At 66.7% G+C, this 12,169-nt stretch carries 11 protein-coding genes; 4 read left to right on the forward strand and 7 right to left on the reverse strand.

Translation table 11 applies throughout. The annotated features are described in order from the left end of the window. Positions 1–60: 60 nt before the first annotated feature. Positions 61–414, reverse strand: coding sequence for an endonuclease domain-containing protein (locus LG306_RS06425; RefSeq protein ID WP_404419120.1), 354 nt, complete (start codon positions 412–414; stop codon positions 61–63). 209 nt (positions 415–623) lie between these two features. On the opposite strand from LG306_RS06425, the gene ppdK reads away from it, so the two are divergent. Beyond that, complete coding sequence (gene ppdK / locus LG306_RS06430; RefSeq protein WP_404419123.1) at positions 624–3,305, forward strand: pyruvate, phosphate dikinase; 2,682 nt, start codon at positions 624–626, stop codon at positions 3,303–3,305. Between the two features lie 340 nt (positions 3,306–3,645). Then, positions 3,646–4,173, forward strand: a complete 528-nt coding sequence (locus tag LG306_RS06435) for a porin family protein (protein ID WP_039244441.1) — start codon at positions 3,646–3,648, stop codon at positions 4,171–4,173. 72 nt (positions 4,174–4,245) lie between these two features. Here the strand turns inward: LG306_RS06435 and LG306_RS06440 are convergent, their stop codons facing one another. Beyond that, complete coding sequence (locus tag LG306_RS06440; protein ID WP_017504786.1) at positions 4,246–4,515, reverse strand: hypothetical protein; 270 nt, start codon at positions 4,513–4,515, stop codon at positions 4,246–4,248. Positions 4,516–4,651: 136 nt separating this feature from the next. Between LG306_RS06440 and LG306_RS06445 the strand changes: the two genes are divergently transcribed. Together LG306_RS06445 and LG306_RS06450 are read left to right on the forward strand one after the other, a co-directional pair. After that, positions 4,652–5,857 carry a M48 family metallopeptidase gene (locus LG306_RS06445; RefSeq protein WP_404419126.1) on the forward strand — a complete coding sequence of 402 codons (1,206 nt, stop codon included), beginning with the start codon at positions 4,652–4,654 and terminating at the stop codon, positions 5,855–5,857. Between the two features lie 41 nt (positions 5,858–5,898). Beyond that, positions 5,899–6,360: a DoxX family protein gene (locus tag LG306_RS06450; RefSeq protein ID WP_055752982.1), complete on the forward strand. Its 462-nt coding sequence runs from the start codon at positions 5,899–5,901 to the stop codon at positions 6,358–6,360. Positions 6,361–6,364: 4 nt separating this feature from the next. On the opposite strand, the gene LG306_RS06455 is transcribed toward LG306_RS06450, so the two are convergent. From LG306_RS06455 to LG306_RS06475, 5 genes are all read right to left on the reverse strand, one after another. Beyond that, positions 6,365–7,519: a beta-ketoacyl-ACP synthase III gene (locus LG306_RS06455; RefSeq protein WP_112863678.1), complete on the reverse strand. Its 1,155-nt coding sequence runs from the start codon at positions 7,517–7,519 to the stop codon at positions 6,365–6,367. A 114-nt stretch (positions 7,520–7,633) separates the two neighbouring features. Then, the gene (locus LG306_RS06460) at positions 7,634–9,688 is read right to left on the reverse strand and encodes a capsular polysaccharide biosynthesis protein (protein WP_404419129.1); all 2,055 of its coding nucleotides are present in this window, start codon (positions 9,686–9,688) and stop codon (positions 7,634–7,636) included. 52 nt (positions 9,689–9,740) lie between these two features. Further along, positions 9,741–10,577 carry an HpcH/HpaI aldolase/citrate lyase family protein gene (locus LG306_RS06465; protein ID WP_404419131.1) on the reverse strand — a complete coding sequence of 279 codons (837 nt, stop codon included), beginning with the start codon at positions 10,575–10,577 and terminating at the stop codon, positions 9,741–9,743. Continuing rightward, complete coding sequence (locus tag LG306_RS06470; protein ID WP_404419134.1) at positions 10,577–11,254, reverse strand: SDR family NAD(P)-dependent oxidoreductase; 678 nt, start codon at positions 11,252–11,254, stop codon at positions 10,577–10,579. The genes LG306_RS06465 and LG306_RS06470 overlap by 1 nt, the downstream gene beginning before the upstream one ends. A gap of 46 nt (positions 11,255–11,300) precedes the next feature. Further along, positions 11,301–11,798 (reverse strand): GAF domain-containing protein, encoded by a 498-nt coding sequence (locus LG306_RS06475; RefSeq protein WP_404419136.1) that lies wholly within the window; start codon positions 11,796–11,798, stop codon positions 11,301–11,303. Positions 11,799–12,169 lie beyond the last annotated feature (371 nt).

Consider the following 12,169-nt stretch of genomic DNA (forward strand, 5'->3'; position numbering starts at 1 on the left):
CCGTCACGGCGCAAGCGCGCCGCGCCACCTCCCCATTTCATGGGGAGGAGACTGGGTGTTTCAGCCTTGGATTCGGTCTCTCGCCCTGTCGGCGATGAAATCGAGCACGTCACCCAGGTCCGTTCGCACCTGTTCGGCTGAGACGCGGATGACCGCAATGCCCTGTGTCGCAAGCCAGCGCGTGCGTCGGGCGTCGTGTTCGCCTCGGCCCTCATGGCTTTCGCCATCCACCTCGACGGCCAGCATCGCCTCGGCGCAGTAGAAGTCGAGCACATAGACGCCCGCCGGATGCTGACGGCGAAATTTCAGCCCACCCAGCGCCCGGCGGCTCAGGTGGACCCACAGTCGGGCTTCGGGCGAGGTCAGGGCGCGACGCAGGATGCGGGCGCGCGAGACGGAGCCTTCGTGCGTCAAGAACCCCTCCACCGCTTCGCGGTCCCCCTCCCCATTTCATGGGGAGGAGACGATGACGTCAAGGTTGTGCGCGCACGTCGCTAGGAAACCGCACATCCGCTCACGCATTGTTACATCCGCAATGGTCAAGGCCGCTCTCACGCGCTAGATCATGCTGCATGTGCGAGCGGGGCCAACCCGCCGGACGATCCGAAAAGCTCAGGGACTGCATGATGACTCAGTGGGTGTACGGCTTCGGCGGAGGCTCCGCCGACGGCGACGCGTCGATGAAGAACCTTCTCGGCGGCAAGGGCGCCAATCTGGCGGAAATGTCGTCGCTGGGTCTGCCGGTTCCCCCGGGCTTCACCGTCACCACCGAGGTCTGCACCCACTACTACGCCAACAACGAGACCTATCCGGCCGATCTCGACGCCCAGGTCCAGGCCGCCCTGGCCAAGGTCGAGGGCGTGGTCGGCAAGACCTTCGGCGATGTCGAAAACCCGCTGCTGGTGTCGGTGCGGTCCGGCGCGCGCGCGTCGATGCCGGGCATGATGGACACGGTGCTGAACCTGGGTCTGAACGACCAGACGGTCGAGGGTCTGGCCAAGCTGTCGGGCGACCGCCGCTTCGCCTTCGACAGCTATCGTCGCTTCATCACCATGTATTCCAACGTGGTTCTGGGCCTCAGCCACGACGATTTCGAAGAGGTGCTGGACCAGCACAAGGATCGCCTGGGCGTCACGGTCGACACCGACCTGACCGCCGCCGATTGGGAGAAGGTGGTCGCCGACTACAAGGCCGTGGTCGAGCGCGAACTGGGTCACGCCTTCCCGCAGGATCCCAAGGACCAGCTGTGGGGCGCCGTGGGCGCCGTGTTCGAAAGCTGGATGAACGACCGGGCGAAATTCTATCGTCGCATGCACGACATCCCCGAAAGCTGGGGAACGGCCGTCAACGTCCAGTCGATGGTGTTCGGCAATATGGGCGAGACGTCGGCGACCGGCGTGGCCTTCACCCGCAACCCCTCGACCGGCGAGGCGCGCCTGTACGGCGAGTTCCTGATCAACGCCCAGGGCGAGGACGTGGTCGCCGGCATCCGCACCCCGCAGTCCCTGACCAGGATCGGCCGCGAGGAGATGGGCGAGACCGCCCCCTCGATGGAAGAGGCCATGCCCGAGGTGTTCGCCCAGTTCGTCGACGTCGTCGGCAAGCTGGAAAGCCACTACCGCGACATGCAGGACATCGAGTTCACGGTCGAACAGGGCCGTCTGTGGATGCTGCAGACCCGCAACGGCAAGCGCACCGCCAAGTCGGCGTTGAAGGTCGCCGTGGACCTCGCCGCGGAGGGCGTGATCTCCCAGGAAGAGGCCATCAGCCGGGTCGAGCCGTCGGCGCTGGACCAGCTGCTGCACCCGACGCTGGACCCCGATGCGGCGCGCACCGTGGTCGCCGCCGGCCTGCCGGCCTCGCCCGGCGCGGCGACCGGCAAGATCGTCTTCGACGCCGACGAGGCCGAGCGCATGTCGGGTCTGGGCGAGGCGGTCATCCTGGTGCGCGAGGAGACCAGCCCCGAAGATATCCACGGCATGCACGCGGCGCGCGGCATCGTCACCGCCCGCGGCGGCATGACCAGCCACGCCGCCGTCGTGGCGCGCGGCATGGGGCGGGCCTGCGTCTCCGGCGCCGGCGAGATCCATATCGACGAGGCCAAGGGCGTCTTCACCGCGCGCGGCCGCACCTTCAAGGCCGGCGAGGTCATCACCATCGACGGCTCCAAGGGCGAGGTGCTGGACGGCGCCGTGCCGATGATCGAGCCCGAACTGACCGGCGACTTCCAGACCCTGATGGGGTGGGCCGACAAGGTGCGCCGCTTGAAGGTCCGCGCCAACGCCGAGACCCCGCTGGACGCCAAGACCGCTCGCGGCTTCGGCGCCGAGGGCATCGGCCTGTGCCGCACCGAGCACATGTTCTTCGACGACACCCGGATCGCCGCCGTGCGCGAGATGATCTTGGCCGACGACGAGAAGGGCCGTCGCGCGGCGCTCGCCAAGATCGCGCCGTTCCAGAAGTCGGACTTCGTCGAACTGTTCGAGATCATGGCCGGCCTGCCGGTGACGGTGCGCCTGCTGGACCCGCCGCTGCACGAGTTCATCCCCCACACTGAGGAAGACATCGACGCCCTGGCCGCTTCGTCCGGCATCGACGCCGAGAAGCTGAAGCGCCGCGCCAAGGAACTGCACGAGACCAACCCCATGCTGGGCCACCGCGGCTGCCGGCTGGGCGTCGCCTATCCCGAGATCTACGAGATGCAGGTCCGCGCCATCATCGAGGCGGCGCTGGAGGTCAAGCAGAAGTCGGGCGCCGCGCCGCTGCCGGAGATCATGCACCCGCTGGTCGCCCTGGGCCTTGAGATGAAATATCTGCGCGAGCTGACCGACCGCACGGCCAAGGCGGTGTTCGAGGAGACGGGCCAGAGCCTCGACTATCTGGTCGGCACGATGATCGAGCTGCCGCGCGCCGCCATCCGCGCGGGGGACCTGGCCGAATACGCCCAGTTCTTCAGCTTCGGCACCAACGACCTGACCCAGACGACGTTCGGCATTTCACGCGACGATTCCGGCCGGTTCCTGCAGGCCTATCTGGACAAGGGCATTTTCGAGACCGATCCCTTCGTGCGGCTGGACCAGGACGGCGTCGGCGGCCTGATCGAGATCGCCGCCGAGCGCGGGCGCAAGGTCCGGCCCGAGGTCAAGCTGGGCATCTGCGGCGAACATGGCGGCGACCCGTCGTCGATCGCCTTCTGCGAACAGGCCGGGCTGGATTACGTCTCCTGCTCGCCCTACCGCGTGCCGATTGCGCGTCTGGCGGCGGCCCAGGCCGCGCTGAACGTGGAGCGCGAGAAGGACCGCTAAGCGATCCTATACCCGTCATCCTCGGGCTCGACCCGAGGACCGGCGGTCCCGGCTCTGGTGAAATAACGGCGACGCACAGTGTGTCCGACGTCCGATCCTCGGGTCGAGCCCGAGGATGACGGATAAAAAAAGGAAGGGCGGTCTCGGTCGAGGCCGCCCTTTTTGCTGCAACGCCACAAAGTCGCCGATCTTGGCGGAACGCTGTATGTGTCCCGGCGTCCACAGGCATTCGTCGTGTGTTCGCGCCTCTGGAACAGATGATGCCGTGACCTATTTAAGCACTCGCTGGATGGGGCTGATGATCGGCTCGGTCATCACATCTAGGAGTTAATAAGAAACAATGCGTAACATTCTTCTCGCCGCTGTCGCCGTTTCCGCAATCGCCGCTCCGGCCTTTGCTCAAACCAATCCTGAGCCGCGTGGTTACGGCTCGCTGGGCTACACTCATCTTGAAGGCGACAATGCAACGACGGGCGCTGTCACCGGTCGTCTTGGCGTCAACCTCAACCGTTACATCGCTGTGGAAACTGAAGCCTCGGTCGGCGTGAAGCATGACGACTTCACCGTCGCGGGCGTCGATGGCGAGATCAAACATGAGTGGGACGCCGCCGGTTACGTGGTCGGCAAGGTGCCGGTCTCTGACAAGCTGGAACTGTTCGCACGCGGCGGCTACGGCCACACCGAGCTGAAGCAGAAGTTCCCGGGCGCCAACACCGACGTGGGCGGCGACAGCTGGAACTACGGCGCTGGCGCCAACTACTACCTTGACGGCGTCAACGGCGTCCGCGCCGACTGGACCCGTCGCGACTACCGCGACAACGGTGGTGAAGCCGACGCCTATTCGGTCAGCTACATCCGTCGCTTCTGATCGGATCGATTAGTCGTAACGACGAAGGCGCGCTCCGCAGGGAGCGCGCCTTTTTGGTTCAAAACCGTGAAATCAGCCGAAGTCGCCGGCCAGGGCCCAACGCTGCGAGCCTTCGCCGAACGGGCGAACGAACCAGTCGCGATAGTATTCGAAGGTCTCGATGATCTTTTGGCGAAGATCGGGCGGATTGACCGCCTCGCCGCGCTGGCGCTTCATCGCCGCCACGCAATCGACCACCATGTTCTGGTGCGCCGAGCCACCCATGCTCTTCAACACGGTGGCGATATCATGAGCCAAGCTTTCCAGGACCTGCTTGGGCGTCTTGTGAGCCATCTGGGACATCCCCTGTTCTCGACAGGAGAATGCGTGACAAAAAGTCGTGAAAGATTCAAGCGTGGCCGGGCGAGAATCATCATGGATGCGAATTAACCTGACATAACGCGGGTCGCACGGTTTGGTTCTCTCAAGGGAGAAAACCATGACGAATTTCGATCCGGCGGCCGCGACGGTCCAATGGCTGGCGACCTTGTCGCCCCAAGAAACGGCCCGCGCCATCGCCTATACCCACGGTTCGCACTGGCTGATCCTGTGGAGCTTCCTGGTCTCGGCCCTGGTCGCCTGGATCATCGTACGTACCGGCCTGCTAGTCGCGATCCGCAGCCGGATCGAACGTCGCCGTCGTCGGCCTATCCTGGCCAGTTTCGTCGTCGCCCTGGTCTATTCGGCCATTAGTTGGGCGCTGACCCTGCCGTGGGCGATCTATCAGGGCTGGTGGCGAGAGAAACAGTATGGACTGACCAGCCAGGCCCTGGGCGGCTGGCTGGGCGAGGCCGTGATCGGCGCAGCGATTTCGGTTGTGGCGACCTCGCTGCTGCTCGTGGCGATCTATGCCCTGATCCGGCGCGCGCGTCGGTTCTGGTGGGCCTGGGCGGCCGGCGTGACGGCGGCCTTCATCGTCATCGGCCTGGTGCTCGCGCCCTTGGTGATCGAACCGATCTTCAACACCTATACGCCCGCACCGAACGGGCCGGTGCGCGACGCCGTCGTGACCCTGGCCAAACAGACGGGTACGCCGTCGGACAAGATCTTCATCTACAACGGCTCCAAACAGTCCGACCGCTACACCGCCAATGTCTCGGGCCTGTTCGGTACGGCGCGGGTGGCGATGAGCGACACCATGTTCAAACAGGGCGCGGATCTGGCCGAGGTGCGCGGCGTGGTCGGCCACGAGATGGGCCACTATGTCCGGGCGCACATTCTCTGGACCGTCGGCATTCTGGTCCTCCTGTCGGTGCTCGCCTTCTGGCTGACCGACCGGCTGTATCCAGTGGCGCATCGTCTGCTGAGGGCGGATCGCGTGGGCGACGTCTCCGACCCTGCGGGCCTGCCGGTCCTGGCCTTGGTGCTGGCTTTCCTGGGCGTGCTGGGCACTCCGGTCTTCGCCACCATGACCCGCACGATGGAGGAGGACGCCGACCACTTTTCGCTGGTTCACGCCAATGCGCCGGACGGTCTGTCCAAGGCCCTGATCAAGACCGCCGAATACCGCGCCCCGTCGCCATCGGCGATCGAGGAGTTCCTGTTCTACGATCACCCCAGCGTGGAGAACCGCATCCGCCGCGCCATGGAATGGAAGGCGACGCATCCCGCCCAAGCCTTGGCAAAGCAACCGGCGCGTCCTTAGGGCATTGAAGGCTTCGCCATTCCAAGCGGAGCCTTCGCCCCATGATCGACCTTTATCGCGGCCTCGGCCTGGGCGTTCCGGCCCTGATGGACATCGCGCCCCTGATCGCGCGGGTCGTGGTCGGGGGAATGTTCTTCCTGTCCGGCTTCTACAAGCTGTTCACCCCGGCCCAGGCCGAGAAGATGCAGAAGACGATGGTCGAGGCCGGCATCGCCGCGCCGCGTCAGACCGCCAAGTTCGTCTCGGTGTGCGAGTTCGCCTTCGGCGCCCTGCTGATCATGGGTCTTTTCACCAGCCTGGCGGCCCTGGTGCTGCTGATCATCAGCCTGGTCGCCCTGGTGACCGTGGCGTCAAAGTCGGTGGAGGGGACCAGCCTCGGCTATCGCCTCTCCAGCTATTTCGATCTGCCGGAGACCCTGCTGATGGTCATTCTGATCTGGCTGATCGCCAATGGACCGGGGCTGTGGAGCCTGGACTTCGTCCTGTTCCTGCCCCGGCTTTAAGGCTTCAGGCGGCGCGCTTCCTGACGAAGACCGTCCCGGCGGAATAGCCGGCGCCGAAGCTGCAGATCAGTCCCGTATCGCCCGCCTCGAACCCGTCGTTGTGCAGGTGGAAGGCGATGATCGAGCCGGCCGAGGAGGTGTTGGCGTATTCGTCCAGAATGATGACGTTCTCATCGGCCGAGGGCTCACGACCCAGCACCTTCTTGCCGATCATCGTGTTCATGTTGATGTTGGCCTGGTGCAGCCACAGCCGCTTCAGATCATGCGGATCCAGGCCCAGTTCGCCGGCGTGATCCACGATCATGTCCGACACCATCGGCACAACGTCGCGGAAGACCTTGCGGCCCTGCTGGATGAACAGCTTGTCGTTCTGGACGCTGTCGTCGGCCTCCGGGCTGTCCAGATGCGCGGTGTCGCGCGCATTGCGGTTCAGGAAGCCGAAGTTGTTGCGGATATTGTTGGAGAAGGTTGTCTTCAGCCGCGTGCCCAGCACGTCCCAGCCGCCCGGTCCCGCCGTATCCGACGACTCCACGATCACCGCCGTCGCCACGTCGCCGAAGATGAAATGGCTGTCGCGATCGGTGAAGTTCAGGTGGGCCGAACAGACCTCCGGATTGACCATCAGCACGGCCTTGACCGAGCCGCCGGCGATGAAGTCCGCCGCCGTCTTGATGCCGAAGGTCGCCGAGCTGCACGCCACATTCATGTCGAAGGCGAAGCCCTCGATGCCCAGAGCCTGCTGAACCTCGATGGCCATGGCCGGATAGGCGCGCTGCATGTTCGACGCGGCGCACAGGACGGCGCCGATTTCCGAGACCGGCTTGCCCCAGGCCTCGATCGCCTGACGCGCGGCCTTGACCGCCATCTCGGCCAGGATCGAGATTTCGTCGTTGGAGCGTTCGGCCAGGTTCGGCGCCATCCGCTCGGGATCGATGATCCCGGCCTTGTCCAGCACGAACCGGCTCTTGATGCCCGACGCCTTTTCAATGAATTCGGGCGAGGAGTGCGACTTGGCCTCCAGCTCGCCGGCCTCGATCTGGGCGGCGTGGCGGGCGTTCCAGCCGTCGGCCCAGGCGTTGTAGCTGTCGACCAGTTCGGCGTTCGAGACCGACTGTTCGGGGGTGAAGAGGCCGGTGGCGGCGATCACTGCATTCGACACTTTTTTGTTCCTATCGCTCGACGCGCGGCGTCTCGCTGCTTGAGGAGTGTGTTCCTATCGCTCGGCCCGCGGGACCTTGCTGCTTGAGGACAGTCCGTTTCCTATCAGAACGCGTCAATAGGACGGCGGCGGCTTGCGGTCGAGACTGGCGATGACGCCGGCGGCCCAGCGCTGCACCTGGCCGCGCGGCGCCCTGGGCGTCGGCTGGTCGCGCGCGGCGATCAGCCGGTCCACCAGATCCTCGGCCTCGCAGGGCCAGCCCTCGGGCGTGACATAGAGGGGATAGGCGATCAGGGCGGCGTGGACCAGGTGATCGACGCCGGCGCGGCGGCTGCGGCGCTCGAACGTCAGCCGGTCGTCGGTCAGCCCCCATCCGGCATAGAAGGGCCGGCCATAGACCGACACCGCCTTGCCCCGCATCAGGGCCTCGAAACCGGTCAGGGAGGTCAGGGTCGCCACCCGGCGACAGGCGTTCAGACAGTCGACGATATCCAGCCCGTCGCCCACGGCGTCGACCGAGGCCATGGCCCCGGCGTCCAGCCGCCCCGGCCGGTTGCCCGCCAGCACGTCGGGGTGATTGCGATAGACCAGAAAGGCGTCGGGATGATCGCGCCGCGCCGCCTCCACCAGGGCCGAGTTGGTGTTTAGATCGGGCGCACAGCCCAGCAAAATCGACTTGTCGTTCTCGACTTGGCCGACGACCAGCAGGATGTCGCGATCAACAGGCCAGTCCGTCGGCGCCTGACCCCTCAGATTGTATTTCGACAGGCCGGCATCGACCACGCGCGTCCGCAGGGCGGCGGCCCGCGCAAGCTGAACCGGCGACAGGTCCGAGGTCTCGATCAGGGTCTCCAGCCGCGAGGGCCGCGACGGGTCGTAATAGACGCCCTGGTCGTCCAGCGCGACCGACAGGGCGCCGACGAAGTCGGACCCCAGGCCCCGCGAACGGATGAATCCGTCCTCCATCCGCACGGTCGGGCCGCTAAAAGCAGCCGCCGCCTGACGCGTCGCCTCGCTCTCCTTGCCCGCCCACCAGATTAGCCGCCCATCGGTCGCCTTGGCATGGGCGGCGGCGCGCGACGGCGACATGAAATAGCGCATCGACGCCTTGGGCGAGTTCAGCAGGCGGCGCACCGGCGGGCGTTTGGCCGGAGCGAACCCGACCGCCGACCAAGCGCCCGCCAGCCGGTCGGCCCGGTCGCGCAATGCGATCAACCGCTCCAGCGCCTGTTCGGCCTCGCACCTGTCGCCCGTCACCGGATCGACATAGCGGCTGTAGGCGATCAGGGCGGCGGCGGCGACCTGTTCGATCGACCGCGCGACGCCGCGCCGCCCCGTCTCGACCGCATCGGTCGTCAGACCCCAGCCGGAATAGAAGGGCGCGCCGAAACAGCGCACCGGCAGCCCTCGCAACAGGGCCTCGAACCCCAGCGCCGAGGTGACGCAATAGACCGCATCCACCGCCGCCAGCAGGTCGGCGGGCCGCACATCCGTATCGACCAGGGCGACGCCGGCCAGGTCCGTCACGCAGCCACGCTTTCGGCCAGCCGCCACCGCCGGATGGCGTTTGACGATCAGCTGGGCGTCCGGTTCGTCGCGCCGGGCGGCGGCGATCATGTCGTCAAAGCTCTGAGCCGTCGCCAGACCATAGGCGATGGAGGCGTCGCCGAACGTCTGGTCCACGATCAGCACGCGGCGGCCGGGCTTCAGCAGGCTCGGATCCAGCGGCCCGCCCATGTTGGTTTTGGACACGCCCGAAGCCACGATCCGGTCGATCAGCCCGCGCGCCCGCGCGGTCAGGGCCGCATCGCACCAGTCGTCCGCCGTCTGGATCAGTTGCTCCAGTCGACTGGGCCGCGTCGCATCATAATAGACGCCCAGATCATCGACGATCAGGCTCAGGCTCGTCGCACCCGCCTCGCCGATGCCGACCGAACGCAAAAACCCGTCCTCCAGCGCTACATAGGGCCGCCCGTTCCTCTCGGCCCACCGTCGCCCCGCCGCCGCCGTCGGCTTCATCCCCCAGCCCAGCACCGCCTGCACGTCCTCCCCCGGCAAGCGACGCAGGTCGTAGTCGGCCAGAAACACGTCGAGAAACGGGACCTTCAGCACGCCGGGCGCACAGACCCAGGCCGGGATTTTCAAAGGCGTGTCGAAGGGTAGGGGCAAGGCGGGTCCGCTGAGGTTCGACGCGAGCTTTACGGCGGTTGCGTCGACGCGACTAGGCCCGATCCGCCCGCGCCAGCAAGGCCTTGGCCTGCTCCAGATGCAGTCGTTCGACCATCGCCCCGTTCACGCGGATCGCGCCTCGCCCCTCGGCGTCTGGCGCGTCGAAGGCGGCGACGATCGCTCGCGCATCGGCGATCTCGGCTTCGGACGGCGAGAAGGCGGCGTTGGCGGCCGCGATCTGCGACGGGTGGATCAGGCTCTTGCCGTCGAACCCATACAGTCGCCCCTGCAATACCTCGACCGCCAAGCCTTCGACATCGTCGATCCGGTTGAACACCCCGTCGATCGCCAGCAATCCGTTGGCCCGCGCGGCGGCGACCAGCAGGGCCAGCCAAGGCTTGAACGGCTCGCGATCCGGCGACGCCCCGGTCCCCAGCGCCTTGGCCAGGTCGTTGACCCCCAGCATCAGCCCGTCCAGCGCCCCATCCGACGTGGCGATGTCGGCCAGGGCCATCAGCGCGCGCGGCGTCTCGATCATGGCCCACAGGGCGCAACCCTTGGCCAAGCCGGCGGACAGGGCGTGCACGGCCTGGGGCGTCTCCACCTTGGGCGCGACGACCAGCGTGGCCCCCGCCGCCTTCATCGCCGCCAGATCGTCCAGCCCCCAGTCGGTGTCCAGACCGTTGATCCGAACGCCCACGCGCGGCCCGAACCCGCCGCCGCGAACCGCCGCGACGGCGGCGTCGCGCGCGTCAGCCTTGGCCTCGGGCGCCACGGCATCTTCCAGGTCCAGCACGGCGACGTCGCAATCCAGCGTCCGCGCCTTCTCGATCGCCCTTGCATTGGAGGCGGGCAGATAAAGGACGCTGCGGACCCGGTCGCTGCGCATCAGACGCGGCCGGTGACGGGCACCAGGGCGCCGGTCATGGCCAGGCTCTCGGGCGAGGCCAGGAACAGGATCACCGCCGCCAGATCGGCTGGCGCGACCCAGGTGGCCGGGTCGGCGTCGGGCATGTCCTCGCGGTTCGCCGGCGTGTCGATGATCGACGGCAGGACGGCGTTGACCGTCACCTTTGTCGCCTTCAACTCTTCGGCCAGCGCCTGGGTCAGGGCGTGGACCCCGGCCTTGGCCGCGCCATAGGCCCCCATGCCGGCCCCGGCCTTCAGCGCGGCGGCCGACCCGACATTGACGATCCGACCCTCGGGCGAGGCCTTCAGCGCATCCAGCGCCGCGCGGCTGGCGTTCACGGCGGTGGTGACGTTGAGCGCATACATCCGGTCCCACGCCGGTTCCGCATCGTCGGTCGTCTGCCAGACGAAGCCGCCGGCGATGTTCAGCAGGGCGTCCAGCCGCCCGAACCGCGCGATCACCGCATCGACGGCCTTCTGCGCCTGGCCGGCGTCGGTCAGATCGACCCCGCCGATCTCCAGCACGCCGTCGGGCACGGCATGGCCCGAGGCATGGTCGATGACCGCGACCTGCCAGCCGCCTTTCAGCGCCGCCTCAAGCACCGCCCGGCCCAGGACGCCATGTCCGCCCGTGATTGCGACTGTCCGCTGCATCATCCGATCCTCCATGTCGCCGGAGACCATAGAGCCGAGTGCGGGGCGATCAACCTGCGGCGAAGACCTTGGCCATCAACCGCTCTAGCGCCTCCTGGTCGTCCGTATCGAAGGCGGCCGGCGTCGTGGCATCCACATCGAACACCGCGATCAGCGCGCCGGAGGCGTCGCGCACGGGCACCACGATCTCGCTGGCCGAACGGCTGTCGCAGGCGATGTGGCCGGGGAAGGCGTGCACGTCCTCGACCAACTGGGTCTGGCCCGTCGCCGCCGCCGCGCCGCACACCCCGCGCCCGAACGCGATGCGCAGGCATCCCAGCGTCCCCTGATAGGGCCCGACCACCAGTTCGTCGGTCTTGTCCGGCGCCACGACATAGAAGCCGGTCCAGAAATAGCGCTCGAACGCATCGGCCAGCATCGACGCCACCGTCGCCATTCGCGCCGTCACATTCGGCTCGCCGTCCAGCACGGCCAGGATTTCCTCCTCGACCTCCAGATACCGCGCCGCCTTGTCGGCGGGACGATCGTTGGGGGCGACATAGGCCATGGGGAAACTCCGGAACGGGACAGGCCGGCGATATAGGCGAGCGGCCGGCCGAAGGGGAGGGGCGATTGCTCAACTGGCGCTGACTGTCGATCAGATGTAGGCGGGGTATGCACGGGCCGACATGCCCGTTCCCGATATCCGAGACAGCGCGGAATGCCTCCCAAACTCTTCTTCTTTCACAACCCGAAAGCGGGTGGCACCTCGCTTTCGGAGTGGTTGGCGACATCGTATCCAGAAGCCGAGCGGGCGCCGCTCATCGTTAATGATGGCGATCGTCACCGCGAACTCGGCGGCCAATACGCCATGTTCAGAGTGACGTGACCCCCTTAAACTCCTCCAGGAATAGCTAGAGTCCGCCCCTCGAAAGGACG

The organism is Brevundimonas vesicularis, from assembly GCF_044807075.1.
GTDB classification, from domain to species: domain Bacteria; phylum Pseudomonadota; class Alphaproteobacteria; order Caulobacterales; family Caulobacteraceae; genus Brevundimonas; species Brevundimonas vesicularis_G.